General features: G+C 71.0%; 11 protein-coding genes. 7 read left to right on the forward strand and 4 right to left on the reverse strand.

Annotated features, from left to right (window positions below):
• A partial coding sequence (locus C8054_RS09585; protein WP_107156407.1) for a transglycosylase domain-containing protein occupies positions 1 to 2,493 on the forward strand: 2,493 nt, incomplete at its 5' end.
• A gap of 122 nt (positions 2,494 to 2,615) precedes the next feature.
• On the forward strand, positions 2,616 to 4,181 hold the full coding sequence (locus tag C8054_RS09590; protein ID WP_107156408.1) for a glycosyltransferase family 87 protein: 1,566 nt from the start codon (positions 2,616 to 2,618) through the stop codon (positions 4,179 to 4,181).
• 16 nt (positions 4,182 to 4,197) lie between these two features.
• Here the strand turns inward: C8054_RS09590 and C8054_RS09595 are convergent, their stop codons facing one another.
• Together C8054_RS09595 and C8054_RS09600 are read right to left on the reverse strand one after the other, a co-directional pair.
• On the reverse strand, positions 4,198 to 6,378 hold the full coding sequence (locus C8054_RS09595; RefSeq protein WP_107156409.1) for a hypothetical protein: 2,181 nt from the start codon (positions 6,376 to 6,378) through the stop codon (positions 4,198 to 4,200).
• The gene (locus C8054_RS09600) at positions 6,375 to 7,157 is read right to left on the reverse strand and encodes a deoxyribonuclease IV (protein WP_107156410.1); all 783 of its coding nucleotides are present in this window, start codon (positions 7,155 to 7,157) and stop codon (positions 6,375 to 6,377) included. The genes C8054_RS09595 and C8054_RS09600 overlap by 4 nt, the downstream gene beginning before the upstream one ends.
• 642 nt (positions 7,158 to 7,799) lie before the next feature.
• Here C8054_RS09600 and rpsF point away from each other — a divergent pair.
• The 4 genes from rpsF to rplI all read left to right on the forward strand — a co-directional run bounded on the left by rpsF (position 7,800) and on the right by rplI (position 9,449).
• Positions 7,800 to 8,090, forward strand: coding sequence for a 30S ribosomal protein S6 (gene rpsF / locus C8054_RS09605; RefSeq protein WP_088643630.1), 291 nt, complete (start codon positions 7,800 to 7,802; stop codon positions 8,088 to 8,090).
• A gap of 80 nt (positions 8,091 to 8,170) precedes the next feature.
• Positions 8,171 to 8,707, forward strand: coding sequence for a single-stranded DNA-binding protein (locus C8054_RS09610; RefSeq protein WP_175441301.1), 537 nt, complete (start codon positions 8,171 to 8,173; stop codon positions 8,705 to 8,707).
• A gap of 41 nt (positions 8,708 to 8,748) precedes the next feature.
• Positions 8,749 to 8,988: a 30S ribosomal protein S18 gene (gene rpsR, locus C8054_RS09615; protein ID WP_007073789.1), complete on the forward strand. Its 240-nt coding sequence runs from the start codon at positions 8,749 to 8,751 to the stop codon at positions 8,986 to 8,988.
• Between the two features lie 14 nt (positions 8,989 to 9,002).
• Complete coding sequence (gene rplI, locus C8054_RS09620) at positions 9,003 to 9,449, forward strand: 50S ribosomal protein L9 (protein ID WP_107156411.1); 447 nt, start codon at positions 9,003 to 9,005, stop codon at positions 9,447 to 9,449.
• A 100-nt stretch (positions 9,450 to 9,549) separates the two neighbouring features.
• On the opposite strand, the gene C8054_RS09625 is transcribed toward rplI, so the two are convergent.
• On the reverse strand, positions 9,550 to 11,058 hold the full coding sequence (locus C8054_RS09625) for a hypothetical protein (protein ID WP_107156412.1): 1,509 nt from the start codon (positions 11,056 to 11,058) through the stop codon (positions 9,550 to 9,552).
• Positions 11,059 to 11,550: 492 nt separating this feature from the next.
• On the opposite strand from C8054_RS09625, the gene C8054_RS09630 reads away from it, so the two are divergent.
• Positions 11,551 to 15,549: a replicative DNA helicase gene (locus C8054_RS09630; protein WP_306766808.1), complete on the forward strand. Its 3,999-nt coding sequence runs from the start codon at positions 11,551 to 11,553 to the stop codon at positions 15,547 to 15,549.
• A 6-nt stretch (positions 15,550 to 15,555) separates the two neighbouring features.
• On the opposite strand, the gene C8054_RS33195 is transcribed toward C8054_RS09630, so the two are convergent.
• Positions 15,556 to 16,239, reverse strand: a complete 684-nt coding sequence (locus tag C8054_RS33195) for a maleylpyruvate isomerase N-terminal domain-containing protein (RefSeq protein WP_107156414.1) — start codon at positions 16,237 to 16,239, stop codon at positions 15,556 to 15,558.
• Between the last annotated feature and the right edge of the window lies 1 nt (position 16,240).

The following is a 16,240-nucleotide window of genomic DNA, read 5'->3' on the forward strand; positions in this document are numbered from 1 at the left end:
GGGCGTGCCTCGGTCGGCGCGGCGAGCGTGGGCGGCGCCGGGCGGGCGAGCGTCGGCGCGGCACCCGTCGGCGGCCGTGCCGCGGTGGCCCGGGCCGGGGTGCCCGGCTTCAGCGGCGGACCCGGCGGTCCGGGTGGCCCGGGTGGTCCGACCGGCCCCGGTCGCGCCGGCCGCGGTGGGGATCCGGGCCGGGCGAAGAAGCGGCGCCGGCTCAACATGCTGATCGCCGGCTTCGCCGTGTTCATCATGCTCGCCGGCATCGGCGTGGTCAGCTTCACCTGGTACTCCACCAAGGTGGTGCTCCCGGAGGACACCATCCCGCCGCTGTCGACCACCATCTACGACTCCACCGGCAAGACCCCCATCGCCCGGATCGGCGACCAGAACCGGCAGTTGGTCACCATCGACCAGATCCCGGAGCACGTCCAGCACGCGGTCGCGGCGGCGGAGGACCGCAACTTCTACCGCCACTCCGGCGTGGACTACAAGGGCATCGCGCGGGCCGCCTGGAACAACATCAGCGGCGGCGACAAGCAGGGTGCCTCGACGATCACCCAGCAGTACGCCCGCAACGCGTTCGACAACCTGAACCAGGACACGTACGGCCGCAAGGTCAAGGAGGCGGTCCTCGCCTCCAAGCTGAACGACCGCTACGACAAGCGGACGATCATGCAGCACTACCTGAACGTCATCTACTTCGGCCGGGGCGCGTACGGCATCCAGTCGGCGGCACGGACGTACTTCGGCAAGGACGTCAACAAGCTGACCGTGGCCGAGGCGGCGGTGCTCGCCGCGCTGATCAAGCAGCCCGAGCCGAGCTCCACGCACCAGGGCTACGACCCGGCGATCAACCCGCAGGCCGCGCTGGACCGGTGGAACTACGTCGTCAACGGCATGATCACCGAGAAGTGGCTGGACGCGCCGAACATGCCGCAGCACCCCACCGAGTACCCGAAGAACATTCTCAAGCCGACGAAGAACAGTGCCGGCGGCTTCGGCATCGACACGCCGTACGGCAACGTCGTCAACTACGTCTCGCAGGAACTGCGCGAGATGAACCTCTGCACCGACAACGAGGCCGAGGCGACCGACGCGAAGCCGCTCTGCTCGAAGGCGCTGAGCCGTGGTGGTTACAAGATCACCACGACCATCAACGCCAAGATGCAGGAGGCGGCGCTCGACGCCGCCCAGCGGGCCAAGAAGGGCTCCGCGCTCGCCGGGCAGCCGCCGAACCTGATGGCCGCCATGGTGTCCGTCGAGCCGAAGACCGGTCGGGTGCTCGCCTACTACGGCGGTGACAACGGCACCGGCACCGACTACGCCGGCAAGAACATCGAGAACGGCGTGGTCAGCGGTGGCCACTCGCCGGGTTCGAGTTTCAAGATCTACACGCTGGCGGCGGCGCTGAAGGAGGGCATCTCCATCAAGTCCCGCTGGAAGGGCTCGGCGTTCACGCCGAAGGACACGAAGTTCAAGGTCAGCAACGCCGGCGCCGACAAGGTCTCCTGTGGGGACTCCTGCACGCTGGAGCTGTCCACGCTCAAGTCGCTGAACGTGCCGTTCTACTACATCACCGAGAAGATCGGCCCGGACAAGGTCCTCGACATGGCCAAGCAGGCCGGCGTCACCACCATGTGGCAGACCGACACCAACCCGGCCAAGCCGCACGACCTGACCAAGGCCGACCCGAAGGACCTCGCGCCGAATCCGTTCTTCCACGTGATCGGCTACGGCCAGTACCCGATCACGGTGCTCGACCACGCCAACGGCGTGGCCACCTTCGCCAACGAGGGCGTCTACAACAAGGCGCACTTCATCCGGAAGGTCGAGAAGCAGAACCCGAACACCGGCAAGTGGGACATGGTCGGTGGCGAGAAGCTCAAGCCGCAGCGGCGGATCGACAAGGACATCGTCGCCGACGTCACCTCCGTGTTGGAGCAGTACCCGGGCCAGGTGAACCGCCGCCTCGACGACGGCCGCAAGGCCGCGGAGAAGACCGGCACCTGGGAACTCGGCGACGGCAGCACCCGCAACGGCGACGCCTGGATGATCGGCTACACGCCGCAGCTCGCCACCGCCGTCTGGGTCGGCAACAAGGGCGCCCGCAAGGCCATCAAGTACAAGGGCGGCGCGGACATCAGCGGCGCCAAGATGCCTGGCGAGATCTTCCAGCGCTTCATGAACGACGCGCTCAAGGGCAAGGACAAGGAAGACTTCCCGCCGGCCGCGAACGTCGGCAAGGACGACGTCGGCAACGGCGAGATGCCCGCGCCCCCGCCGCCGGCCCCGAACGAGCCCGGCGGGCCGGCCTGTGACCCGCTCGGCCTGTTCTGCCCCGGCGGCAACAACCCGGGTGGCGGCAACCCGGGCGGCGGCGGGAACCCCGGCGGCGGCGACCAGGGCGGCGGTAACCCGGGCGGCGGCCTCCCCGGCGGGGGCGGCCGAGGCGGCGGCGTGCTGCCCAGTACCCCACCCACCCGCCAGACCAACTGACGCGTACCACCCGACGGCGGCGGCCGGACCCGAGCGGTCCGGCCGCCGCCGCGTTTCGCGTACCGGAATTTCTGCGCGCGGGGCGGGACGGACGGCCCCGACGTACGGCAGGATGCCTCTCCATGAGCACCCAGTCGACCGCAGGCATCGATGAACCCGGCACGTCCGGGGAGCAGACGCCCCGGCCCGGAGCGACCGAGGACCACCCGTCCCGCTCGGACTGGTTCGTCCGCGGCACGTCCGGCCTGATCGGCGGACCGCTCGGTGACCACGCCGCCACCCTGGACCGGCCGGCCGGCCGCGACAGCCGGTTCTGGAGTGCGGCGCGGATCGTGCTGGCCCTGATCTGCCTCACGCTCGCGCTGCACTGGGTGCAGAAGTCCCCCTGCCAGGACGGCGCCTGGCAGAACAACGTCCAGTACACCCGGATGTGCTACACCGACGTGTTGGCGCTCTACTACGCCGAGGGCCTCAACGAGGGCAAGGTGCCCTACGCCGACCACCCGGTGGAGTACCCGGTGCTGACCGGCTACTTCATGGGCGCGCTCGGCCTCCCGGTGCACGCCCTCGGCGTGGACAATCCCTCCATCAACCAGGGGCAGTGGTTCTACAACCTCAACGCGCTGGTGCTCGGCGCGCTCGCGGTCGCCACCGTCGCGGTCATCCTCAGCCTGCGCCGCCGACGACCCTGGGACGCGGCGCTGTTCGCCCTCTCGCCGGCGCTGGTGCTCACCGCCACCGTCAACTGGGACCTGCTCGCCGTCGGTCTCGCCGCGTTCGGGCTGCTGGCCTGGGCGCGCACCCGACCCGACCGCTACGGCATGCTGATGCCCGGGCTGGCGGGCGTGCTGCTCGGGCTCGGCGGCGCGGCGAAGATGTGGCCGCTGTTCCTGCTCGGCCCGATCCTGATCCTCACGCTGCGGGCCGGCCGGCTGCTGGCCGGGCTCGTCGCCACGGCCACCGCGTTGCTGACGCTGGTCGCGGTCAACCTGCCGGTGGCGATCCCGTACCGGGAGAGCTGGGGCCGGTTCTTCGACCTGAACACCACCCGTCCCATCGACTGGGGCACGCTCTGGTACATCGGCCGCTACCTGGACGGCCGGATCAGTCCCTCCGCGCCCGGCGAACTCGGCCCGTTCGAGTGGCTCAACGCGAACATCCCCACCCTGAACTGGGTGTCGTACCTGCTGTTCGGGCTGGCCTGCCTCGGCGTGGCCGCGCTCGCGCTGCTCGCCCCGCGCCGGCCACGCCTCGCGTCCGTCGCGTTCCTGGTGGTCGCCGCCTTCCTGATCTTCAGCAAGGTCTGGTCGCAGCAGTTCGTGCTCTGGCTGCTGCCGCTCGCGGTGCTCGCCCGGCCCCGGTGGGGCGCGTTCCTGGCCTGGCAGTTCGCCGAGGTCTGCTACTTCGTCGCGTTCTACGGCGAACTGCTCGGCACCGCCACCTCCCGGCCGGTCTTCCCGGAGGGCGTGTTCGTGCTGGCCTCCAGCCTCCGCCTGATCACCGTGGCGGTGCTCTGCGGCTTCATCGTCCGGGACATCCTGCGACCCGATCAGGACGCGGTGCGCCAGACCTACGCCGACGACCCCGACGGCGGAGTGCTCGACGGCGCCCCGGACGCGCCCTGGCACCAGCGCTGGCGCGCACGCTCCGCCGCCACCGACCACCCCGCCGAACCCGTGCCCGCCTGAGACCGGGCGGCAGACGTCACAGCCGGTAGACGACCGCGTCGCCGACCTGCTCCCGGGTCACGCCCAGCCCTTCGACCGGCCGGTCGAGCATCCCCTCCCAGGGGGTGCCGCCCAACTGGTCCCGGAGCACCACCACGGTCCGGACGCCGATCTGCCGCAGGTAGTCGACGCTGGCGTAGTCGGGGAAGCTGACCGTGGCCTCGCGGGTCCGGGCCTGGGACGTCGGGGTGAAGCCGCTGCCGCCGTTGACCATCTGCTGGAACCGGTCCGTCGACCAGAGCATCACCGGCTGATCCAGGTTCTGACTGCTGGGCAGCACCAGCAACGGCCCGTCGACGGTCCGCATCACCGCCGGCTGCTGCGGCACCACCGGATGCGGGGTGACGTTCAACCCCTCGGCGAGCACCAGCACCAGCGGCAGCAGCGTGGCCAGCCGCAACCACGGGCCCGGCCACGGGGGCACCCGCTCGGCGGCGAGCTCCCGCACCCGGGCGCAGAACGCGGTGACCGCGCCGGCCGCGAGCAGACCGAGCAGCAGCGTGGCCCAGAGCATCATCCGGCCCGGCGTACGCAGCCCGTTCCAGCCCGGCAGGTAGTCGAAGAGCGGCACGTAGGTGAACCGGCCGTCGAGGAACCGGGTGCCCATCGCCAGCGCCATCGTCACCAGCACGCCGGCGAGCAGGAAGAGCCGGTGGCGGACCCGCCAGACCGAGAAGAACAACCCGCCGGCGGCCAGCGCGTAGAGCGCGAAACCCGGCAGCAGCGTCATCTCCGGAGGCCAGGGCAGCGCCGCCCGCGCCCCCTCGTGCAGCTCGCCCCAGACCCGGGACTCACCCGGCGCGGTGAACAGGCCACTGGCCGGCGGCGAGTAGAGCTGGATCTCGGCGAGCGTGCGGGCCGCGTTGGGATGCAACTCGGCGACCTTGAAGAAGGGAATCGCCAGCAGGCCGCCCACCGCGGCGAACACCAGCCCGCCGAACAGGTCGGCCAGGAACAGCCGGCGGCCGAACGGGCGTTTCACCCGGCGGCGCCGGACGAACCACAGCACCGCCGAGACCAGCACCACCCCGGCCAGCAGGTACGCGAACGGCAGCCCGATACCGAAGCCGAGACTGAGCTGCCAGGCGGCCACCAGCCAACCGGCGAGCGCCCAGCCCGCGTGCCGGCGGCGCGGACGGTAGCCGTACCGCAGCGACCAGCCGTGACCGCGGGCGAGCATGGCCAGCGCCAACGGGATGCCACCGTTGGAGATGATGTGCAGGTGGCCGGCCTGGGCCAGCAGCCACGGCGCGTACGCGAAGCCCGCCCCGGCCACCGCGCCGCCGATCCGGCCCGCGCCGAGCTGCCGGGCCAGCGCGTACGCCCCGAACGCGGCGAGCGCGTGGGCCAGCACGAACATGATGTTGTAGCGCAGCACGGCGTGCTCCGGGCCGACGCCGATCAGGCCGGCCGGGGCGTACCCGAGCAGCGTGTCGGAGAACGCGAAGCTCCAGTTCTCCGGGAAGAACGTGTTGGAGTGCCAGAGCATCGCCGGGTCGGTGCGCAGGATGTGGCCGGACCACGCCATCTGCCACGCCTGAAGGCTCGGGTCCCAGTGGTCCTGCGGCAGGGTGTAGCGCGGATAACGCAGCGTGGGCCAGGTCATCGCCGCGGCCAGGGCCAGCGCGGCGACGGCGGCGAGCGTCCACTCGTGCACCAGGAACCGGCCCACCGCGCGGACCGTCCGACGGGCCCGGCCGAGCACCGGCTCGGGTGCCGGCCCGAACGCGGTCCAGGGATCCGCCGGCTCCGCACCGTCCGTACCGGTGGTCCGGTCCTTGTCGGTGGCCTTGCTCGTGTCGGTGGCGTTGCTCGTCACGGTGCTCTGGTCCGGGTCGGTGGCGTCGCGGCCGTTCTTGCCTGCGCCGGCGGTCTTGCGCCTGCCGGCGCGCCTGCTCCGGCCGGATCTGCGCCGGCTCTTGTCGCCGTCGCCGTCGCCGTCGCCGGCCCTGTCCTTGCCGTCGCCGTCCGCCGCGTCGGCGGATTCGTCGCTGTCGGCCCGGGACCCGCTCGTGTCGGCTGCCGCGCTCGTACCGCCCTTCACCTCGCCGGTGGCTCGGCCCGGTGCGGGCTCTGCCCCGTCGGCCGGGGAGCCCTCCGGGGCCGGTCGCGGGTCGGTGCCGGAACGGCCGGTCGCGCCGGACTGCTCGGTGGTCATGCCGTGGCGCCCAACTGGGCGCGCAGGAACGCGATGTCGGCGGCCTGCCCCTCGACGCCGCCCGGGGTCTCGACGATCACCGGTGCTCCGGCCGCCCGGATCACCGCCACCAGCAGCTCTGGCTCGATGGTGCCGCCGGTGAGGTTGTCGTGGCGGTCCTGGCCGGAGTTGAAGGCGCCCTTCGAGTTGTTCGCGTGGACCAGGTCGATCCGGCCGGTGATCGCTTTGACCCGGTCGACCAGACCCAGCAGCTCCTCGCCGCCGGCGTGGGCGTGACAGGTGTCGAGGCAGAAGCCGACCTCGTGGTCGCCGAGCGCGTCCCAGAGCCGGGCCAGCGCGTCCAGGTGCCGGGCGCAGGCGTTGTCGCCGCCGGCGGTGTTCTCGATCAGCACCGGCAGCGGGAAGCCGCCGGAGTCCGCCGCGTACGCGAAGGTCTTGCGCCAGTTGTCGAAGCCGGCGGCGAGGTCGCCCCCGGCGTTGACGTGGCCGCCGTGCACGATCAGCCCGCGGGCCCCGACGGCCGCCGCGGCGGTGGCGTGGGCCAGCAGCAGCTTGCGGCTCGGGATGCGGATCCGGTTGTTGAGCGTGGCCACGTTGATCACGTAGGGCGCGTGGACGTAGAGGTCGACGTCGGCGGCGCGCAGGCGCTCGGCGTCCTCCCGCGGCTTCGGTGCCTTCCAGCCCTGCGGGTCGGCGAGGAAGAACTGCACCGCCCCGGCCTCCCGGGTGGCCGCCTCAGCCAGTGGGTCGGTCGCGTCGACGTGGGCTCCGATTCGCATGCAGGGCAGCCTACGTCGCGCCTGCGACGCGTGGTGCGCACGCGCGCGGGTTCCGACGGGCGGACCGTCACCGCCCGGCCCGGCGGTCGTTGTCCGAGGTGGGATCGATGGTCGACGCTCCGCCCGACGTGGTCCACAGCACGGACGGCGAGCGTCGGCCGCCGGCGACGGGTCGCCCCGCCGTGCGGCCCGGCACGACGGGGCGGGTCCACTCGTCATCCACCCGGCAATCGGTCAGATGGATTAATTCCAGCATTTACCTCAAGTGGTGACGACAGCCGCTGTAGGGTCAGACCAGATGACAACATGATAAAGCTCCGCGGGGCGTTCCCGATCCAACCTCATCGGTGTGGTCGTTCCTCCCCAGGTCCCACCCAAGGAATGCGGACGGGACGCCCCGCGGCCCCGTGGACAGGGGTCCACCTTTCCGGCGCCCGACGCCGGAGGTGGGCCCCTGTCACCGCGTCCGGAGCAGTCTGGAGCCGCCCGGGGCCACCGGCCCCGGCATGATCGTCCGGACCGGCTATCCTGGTGCGGTTGTCCGCGTCCGGCCGGGTTCCCCCGGCATCGGGCGGGCCACGACGCACGACCTCCTGCCACGGAAGGACCGTGGCCGCCTAGCCCACAGGAGGTGAGCACGTCTTGCGTCACTATGAAGTCATGGTGATCCTCGATCCCAGCCTCGAGGAGCGCACCGTCGCCCCGTCGCTCGACACGTACCTGAACGTGATCCGGACCGCGGGTGGCTCGGTGGAGAAGACCGACGTGTGGGGCCGCCGGCGCCTCGCGTACGAGATCAACAAGAAGGCCGAGGGCATCTACGCCGTCGTCGACCTCCAGGCGACGCCGGAGGCCGTGGCTGAGCTGGACCGTCAGCTCCGACTCAACGAGTCGGTGCTGCGCACCAAGGTCATTCGCCCGGAGATGCGCTGAGCATCTAGGACCCGGCACGTCCGGATCAAGCTCATCCGCGCTGTCGGAGGGCTCTGAGAGCCTGTACGACACAACGATGAGTGCGCGAGGAGATGGTCATGGCAGGAGACACCACCATCACGGTCATCGGCAACCTGACCGATGACCCCGAGTTGCGGTTCACCCCCTCCGGTGCGGCGGTGGCCAAGTTCCGGGTCGCTTCGACACCCCGGTTCATGGACAAGGCGTCCGGCGAGTGGAAGGACGGCGAGCCGCTGTTCCTCTCGTGCACGGTCTGGCGCCAGGCCGCCGAGAACGTCGCCGAGTCGCTGCAGCGCGGCGCCCGGGTGATCGTGTCCGGCCGGCTGCGTCAGCGGTCGTACGAGACCCGCGAGGGTGAGAAGCGCACCGTCATCGAGCTGGAGGTCGACGAGATCGGCCCGTCCCTGCGCTACGCCACGGCGAAGGTGCAGAAGATGTCCCGCTCCGGTGGCGGAGGCGGCGGCTTCGGCGGTGGTGGCGGTGGTGGCCAGGGCGGCGGCGGAGGCAACTTCGACGACCCCTGGGCCTCGGCTGCCCCGGCCCCCTCCCGCGCTGGTTCGGGCGGCGGAAACTTCGACGAGGAGCCCCCGTTCTGATGGCGCCGAGCGCCCGCGATCGCAAACCAGGAGCAAGAGCAATGGCGAAGGCTGCGGCACTGCGCAAGCCGAAGAAGAAGGTGAACCCGCTCGACAAGGACGGGATCACCTATATCGATTACAAGGACACCGCGCTGCTGCGCAAGTTCATCTCCGACCGCGGCAAGATCCGCGCTCGACGGGTGACCGGCGTGACCTCGCAGCAGCAGCGGCAGATCGCCCGTGCGGTCAAGAACGCCCGTGAGATGGCGCTCCTGCCCTACACGGCCACGGCCCGCTGAGGGGAGGCACGGACATGAAGATCATCCTCACTCAGGAGGTGTCCGGCCTCGGCTCTCCGGGCGACATCGTCGAGGTCAAGGACGGCTTCGGCCGTAACTACCTGCTGCCGCAGGGCTTCGCGATCGCCTGGACCAAGGGTGCCGAGAAGCAGGTCACGGTCATCAAGCGGGCCCGCTCGGCCCGCGAGGTCCGCGACCTCGACCACGCCAACGAGATCAAGGGCCAGCTCGAGGGCCTGAAGGTCAACCTGAAGGCCCGCGCCGGCGACGGCGGTCGGCTCTTCGGTTCGGTTACCCCGGCCGAGATCGTCGACGCCGTCAAGGCGGCCGGCGGTCCGAGCCTGGACCGTCGCCGGCTGGAGACGCCCGGCCACATCAAGTCGCTCGGCGCCTACCCGGTCAGCATCCGGCTGCACCCCGAGGTGACCGCCAAGTTCGACCTGAACGTGGTCAAGGGCTGACCCCACCGCACCACGAAAGGGCCCGCACCGGTTCTCCGGTGCGGGCCCTTTCCACGTCTCCCGGCGACCCGCCATCTCCCGGCGACCCGCCGCCGGCGTGTCAGCCGATCGGCTGGCCGGTCACCGCGCTGATCACCACAGTGGACAGCCCACCGCCCACCACGGCCGCCGCCAACGCCACCGTCGCCGACCGCCACGTCGTACCGACCTGACGTAGCAGCACCGCCACCACCAGGCTGCTCACCAGCGCCAGCCCGAACCTCGGCGCCGCCGCTGACAACGACGCGAACGCGTGCGCCCGCGGCGAGTCACAACCTCCACCACTGATGTCGGTGACACACCCCGCCGGGGCCTGCCCGTCCAGGAAGACCAGACCGAGGAAGAGCAGCACCGCCGGCACCAGATAGCAGGCGGCCGTGTAGACGAGCGGTCGCAACGGCCCACCCGGATCCGGGTCCAGCAGGTCGTCCTCCAACCGCCGGCTCCACGAACCGCCGCCGATCGGGTCCATCCGTCGCCGCGCCGTGGACCCGCCCGGTCCGACCGGCTCCACCGCCCGACGCCGGGGCGCGGCCCGGGGACGCGGCGCGGTGTACGCGACCACCGGCGACTGCGGCGCCGACATCGGCGTCTCCATCCACCGCGGATCGTCACCCGCCAACCGGGTCCCCGACCAGAACTCCTCGACCTGCTCCGGCGACGCCCAACCCTCCCGGACCGGCGGTGCCGTCCGGTCCCACGGGTCAACCGCCGGATACCGCGGACCGGCGTCCCGCACCCGGTCGAGGTGACCGGTGTCGGTGAACCGGTCCCACTCACCGGTGTGCTCGGTGCGGTCCCACCGGCTCCCGGCCTGCTCCCACCGGCTCCCGGCGTCCGCCCGACCCCACGCGTGCACGCCCGACGCGTCCCACGGGTCGACCGCCGGCTGCTCCGCCGGAGCCGGCTCGGCCGCCCGACCCCGCTCCCACGGATCCACCGCCGGCGGCGGCCAGGAGGAACCGGTCGCCGCCCGCGGACTCCGCCGGGCCGGCCGCTCGGCCTCCCACCCGCCGGTGTCACCGCCCGCGCCCGCCTCCTCCGGCAGCCCCGACCAGATCACCTCCGGCCGTCGGGTCGCCGCACGTCGCGGACGGCTGCGGGGCGCCGTCCCGGAGACCGGCCCGTCCTCCCCGGACTCGGCCCGCCGGCTCCCGACGTAGCCCTGTTCCTGCGGGGCGTCCATGGTCCACTCGGCGGTGTGGTCGGACACTGGCCCGGCCCCGACGGCCCGCAGCCCGCGCCGGCCGTCGTCCCGACGCCGACCGGCCTCGGGCCGCCAACCACCGTCGGAAGCGGGCGACCGGGCCTCCGCCTCGTCGTCGTCCGGCGCGGCATGCCGCCCACCGCCGTCCGCCCGACTGATCCCCGACTCCACCGCCCACCGCGGAAGGTAGGCGTCCACCGGCTCGTCCTGGCCGCGCTCGATCGCCCGGCGCCGGCTCGGCGTGCGCTGGCGCTCCGGCGCGTACGGGTCCACGCGTCGCGGACCAGCGGAAGCGTCCCAGGAGGCGCTCGGCCGGCGCTCGCGCGGGCTGTCCTCCCCGCTTGCCCAGTCCCGGTGTCTCACGGCGGGAGCGTGACCCTTCTCAACCCGAAAGTGCAATCCGCTGTCAAGGTGCAGCCGTTCGCAGCGATAGTACGGGACGAACGACGCCAAGGCTCGACCAGAAATCTTCCATCCACAGGGTGGGGACGGCAGAAGCCCAGGTCAGGAGCGATACGCCCGGAAAACGCCATCACTTTTCCACACCCCTGTGCACACCCTGCGCACATGCTGGCCCCCTGCGTCCACAGGTTGTCCCGAGGCTCGTCCACCGGCCCTGTTGGTGGCTGACCTCGGGTTCCGTATCGTGGCCAGCGACCGCCGGGCGATGGCCCCCGATCGACCGGAGGGTCGGCGGAAGTTGTCACACCCCGGCGATAGAGCTGGACTCGATCCGACGCAGCAAGGGGGGAACCCGTGTCGGTCACCGACGAGACGCGCGCGGGACGGGCCGGGGGGCAAGCGTCCGAGCCGCCGCCGCGGGACGCGTCCTTCGAGAAGACACCACCCCAGGACGTGGCCGCCGAACAGTGCGTCCTCGGCGGCATGCTGCTCTCCAAGGACGCCATCGCGGACGTCGTGGAGATCCTCAAGACCAACGACTTCTACCGCCCGGTGCACGCCACCATCTTCGACGCGATCCTGGACATCTACGGTCGGGGCGAACCGGCCGACCCGATCACGGTGGCCGCGGCGCTGGCCGACTCCGGCGACCTCGCCCGCATCGGCGGCGCGCCCTACCTGCACACGCTGATCGCCAGCGTGCCCACCGCCGCCAACGCCGCCTACTACGCCCGCATCGTCGGCGAGCGGGCCGTGCTCCGCCGGCTGGTCGAGGCCGGCACCCGGATCGTGCAGCTCGGCTACGGCACCGGCCCGAGCGGCAGCCGGGACGTGGACGACATCGTCGACCTCGCCCAGCAGGCCGTCTACGAGATCACCGAGAAGCGGGTCAGCGAGGACTTCGCGATCCTGGCCGACATGCTCCAGCCCACGCTGGACGAGATCGAGGCGGTCGGTGCCCAGGGTGGCGTGATGACCGGCGTCCCGACCGGCTTCACCGACCTCGACCGCCTGCTCAACGGCCTGCACGCCGGGCAGTTGATCATCGTGGCGGGTCGACCGGGTCTGGGCAAGGCGCTGGCGCTCGACACGCCCCTGCCCACCCCGGAGGGTTGGACCACAATGGGTGCGGTACGCGTCGGCGACCAGTTGCTCGCGGCCGACGGCAACCCGACCACTATCACCAACGTCTTCGACGTGATGCACGACCGCCCCTGCTACGAGGTCGAGTTCTCCGATGGCTCGGTCATCGTGGCGGACGCCGAACACCTCTGGAAGACGACCACCCGGGCCAGCCGTCGGCAGCCCGAGGCGCGGCCCCGTCACTACTGGCCCGAGGCGGCGCTGTCGAGGGTGCGGGCGGCCGAAGCGGCGGCGTCCGCCGAGCCGCACCGCCTGGTCACCCTGGCGGACACGCTCGAGCAGGTCGGCCCAGAGTTCCGCAACGTGCTGCACACGGTGGCGCGCCAGGTCGGCGCGAACGGACGGGTCGCCCGTCCGGTGACCCGGGCCGGCAAGTCACGCAACTGGACCGCTCCCGGCTACCCGGCGGGCGCTCTCGTCTCCGGCCTTCGCCAGGGGGCCGAGCGACACGTCAACGAAGGCGCCCCCGTTCGGCACGACGGAGTCGTGACCACCGCACAGATCGCCGCGACGCTTCGCACGGACACCGCCGACCGGCGCCTCAACCACGCTGTGGAGAACTGCGCGCCGCTCCGGCTCCCGGAACGTGAACTGGTCGTCCCTCCGTACACCCTCGGTGTGTGGCTCGGCGACGGTCATACCGGAGCCAGCAGGTTCACCACCGCGGACGCCGAGATGGTCGACCTGGTGGCCCGGGACGGCTTCCTCGTGCGACCCAGCGGCCCAATGCTGTTCACCATCCTGCTGCCCACCGTGGGGCGGACGACGGACCGCACCTGTGTCGACTGCGGAGGCTCCACCCGAGCACTGCGCGAGAACCAGGCGGTCCGCCGATGCGCCGAGTGTCACGAGCGAGGCGGCTCGTTCCTGGCGCTGATTCGCCGGATCGGGGTGGCTTCCGACAAGCACATCCCTCAGGACTATCTGCGAGCCTCGGAGGCCCAGCGCCGGGCGCTGCTCGCCGGGCTGATGGACACCGACGGTACGGTGGCGCCGACCGGGAACCTCCAGTACACCTCCACGTCGAAGCGGTTGATGGAGGGTGTTCGGGAACTCGTGGTCAGCCTGGGCTACCGATGCTCGATCACCGAGCGGAGGGTGCGCGGACGCACCGAGGACTCATCAGTCGCCTACACGGCGAACTTCTCCACCCCCGATCCGGTCTTCCGCCTGGAACGGAAGCGGGCCGCGCACCTGGCCCGACGGCGGACGTCCTCGGACGTGCGTTCCCACTCCCGCTTCATCGTGGACGTCCGACCGGTGGCGAGCGTTCCGGTGCGCTGCGTGACCGTGGACAACGCCGACCACCTGTACCTGGCGGGTCGGTCGATGATCCCGACGCACAACAGCACAGCCAGCATGGACTTCGCCCGGAATGCTGCGATTCGCGCCAACCAGGCTGCGGCCATCTTCTCGCTGGAGATGAGCAAGGTCGAGATCGTCATGCGACTGCTCTCGGCCGAGGCGCGGGTGCCGCTGCACGTGCTGCGTAGCGGGCAGCTCTCCGACGACGACTGGACCAAGCTGGCCCGCTGCATGGGCGAGATCAGCGAGGCCCCACTCTTCGTCGACGACACCCCGAGCATGAACCTGATGGAGATCCGGGCGAAGGCGCGACGGCTCAAGCAGAAGCACGACCTGAAACTGATCGTGGTCGACTATCTCCAGCTCATGACCTCGCCGAAGCGCACCGAGAGCCGGCAGCAGGAGGTCGCGGACCTGTCCCGTGGCCTGAAGCTGCTGGCCAAGGAGGTCGAGTGCCCGGTGATCGCGGTGAGTCAGCTGAACCGTGGCCCGGAGCAGCGTACGGACAAGCGACCACAGTTGTCCGATTTGCGGGAGTCAGGCTGCCTTACCGCGGATACCAGACTCATCAGGGCCGACGACAATTCGGAGGTGACGCTCGGCGAGCTGCTCGCCACCAAGGCGAAGGACATCCCGGTGTGGGCCTTGGATGAGAGCCTCCGTTACACCGCCCGGACGCTCACCCACGCCTTCCCCAGTGGAACGCGGGAGGTGTTCCGGATGACCCTCGCTTCCGGGAAGCAGATCGAGGCCACCGCGAATCACCCGTTCCTCACGTTCGGCGGCTGGATGCCGCTGGCCGAACTCGCGCCGGGGGCGAGGATTGCGTCTCCCCGGCACATCCCACCGCCGCTGGACGTTCAGCCGTGGGCTGAGTCCGAGGTGGTCATGCTGGCGCACCTGCTCGGGGACGGCTCGTTCGTCCGACGTCAGGCGATTCGCTACGCCAGTTGCGACGAGGCCAACCTGGGCGCAGTGGCGGAGGCTGCCCGGCATTTCGGGATCACGGCGGTGCGCGATGACTACGCGGCTGCTCGAGTGACCACCCTCCGCCTACCGGCACCCTTCCGGCTCGCCCGAGGGCGGCGGAACCCGATCGCGGAGTGGTTGGACGGGCTCGGGTTGTTCGGGCTCCGATCCCATGAGAAGTTCGTGCCCGCACCGGTGTTCGGTCTGCCGAAAGAGCAGATCACGCTCTTCCTGCGACACCTGTGGGCCACCGACGGGTCGGTGACCGTGAACAAGTCGGGTCGAGGTGGACGCGTCTACTTCTCCTCCACCTCGCAGCGAATGCTGGAGGATATCTCGCGGCTGTTGCTCCGCTTCGGAATTTCGGCGCGACTCAGGCAGGTTCCGGTTGTCCGGCACCGGCCGCAGTACACGCTCGACGTCTCCGGTCGCGACGACCAGCTCCGCTTCCTCCGTGAGATCGGTGCGCACGGCGAGCGCGCGGGCGGCTGTTCAGCGTTGCTGGGGAGCCTTGAGGCCATGGTGAGCAACCCGAACGTGGACACCGTCCCCAGAGAGGTGTGGACGCGGGTGCGCGAGGTTCTAACTGAGCGGAAGATGAGCCATCGGGAGTTCGCGGCTGCTGTCGGCACCAAGTTCTGCGGCAGCACGATGTGGAAGCGCGCCCCCAGTAGGTCTCGTCTTGCCAAGATCGCCACCGTGTTGGACTCGGCCGACCTCGACCTGCATGCTACTAATGATGTTTTCTGGGACGAGATCGTCTCGATCGAGCCGGTTGGTGAGAAGGATGTCTACGACGCAACCGTGCTCGGTACGCACAACTTCATCGCCAACGGGATCGCCGCGCACAACTCGATCGAGCAGGATGCAGACGTCGTGATCCTTCTGCATCGTGACGACTATTACGATAAGGAATCGCCCAGAGCGGGCGAAGCGGACTTTATTGTTGCCAAACACCGGAATGGCCCCACTGACACGGTGACGGTCGCCGCGCAGTTGCACCTGTCTCGCTTCGTGGACATGGCCATCGTCTGACGGCTCTCAGCCGAGCAGTGGGAACCAGCCCGCCGCCTCGCCCAGCTCGAACCGGTCCCGGTCGGTCAACGGCACCCGCCCGGTGGCCTTGAGCAGATACTCGTGGTCGTCCCAGGCGGCCGGGCGTACCGCGTCGTCGCACAGCAGGCCGTCCATCGTGGTCACCGCCACCCGGGTCGGGCCGGCCGCCGGCGGTGGCGCGTCCGGCAGGTCCACCACCAGGTCGAGGTGGTGCACGACCGCCTCGGTGGTCAGGGTGGCGAGCAGATCCGGTACGCGCAGCACGTGCCCCTGGGTGGTGACGTGCCCGGTGTCGTCCGCGGCGGCGGCCGCGCGGGCGGCGGCGGGAGCGGTGTCGGACCAGATCCGGACCACGCCGGTGGGCCGGTCGAACGCGGCGGCCGAGCGGCGGGCCCACCAGGCGTGCCGCGCGCCGGCCCCGTCGTCGCCGTCGGCGCCGAACGCGCGCCAGTAGCTGATGTCGTCCACGTCGGCCGGGCCGGGCACCGGGCTGGCCAGCGCGACGAGCGCGCGTTGGGCGTCGCAGAGCACGTGGAAGAGCAGGTCGGCGACGAGCCAGCCCCGGCAGCGGGTGGGTCGTTGCAGGCCGGCGTCGTCGAGCGGGGCGACGGCGGCGGTGATGCCGTCGTACGCCTGGGCCAGCGCCTCGTGCGGCCGGATCGCGCTCATG

Origin of the sequence: Micromonospora sp. RP3T (genome assembly GCF_003027925.1) — a bacterium.
Classification (GTDB): domain Bacteria; phylum Actinomycetota; class Actinomycetes; order Mycobacteriales; family Micromonosporaceae; genus Micromonospora.

Bases quoted from the DNA above. Each gene is read 5' to 3' on its own strand.
- C8054_RS09590 (WP_107156408.1), top strand. From the start codon at position 2,616: ATGAGCACCCAGTCGACCGCAGGCATCGATGAACCCGGCACGTCCGGG.
- C8054_RS09595 (WP_107156409.1), bottom strand. From the start codon at position 6,378: ATGACCACCGAGCAGTCCGGCGCGACCGGCCGTTCCGGCACCGACCCG.
- C8054_RS09600 (WP_107156410.1), bottom strand. From the start codon at position 7,157: ATGCGAATCGGAGCCCACGTCGACGCGACCGACCCACTGGCTGAGGCG.
- rpsR (WP_007073789.1), top strand. From the start codon at position 8,749: ATGGCGAAGGCTGCGGCACTGCGCAAGCCGAAGAAGAAGGTGAACCCG.
- rplI (WP_107156411.1), top strand. From the start codon at position 9,003: ATGAAGATCATCCTCACTCAGGAGGTGTCCGGCCTCGGCTCTCCGGGC.
- C8054_RS33195 (WP_107156414.1), bottom strand. From the start codon at position 16,239: ATGAGCGCGATCCGGCCGCACGAGGCGCTGGCCCAGGCGTACGACGGC.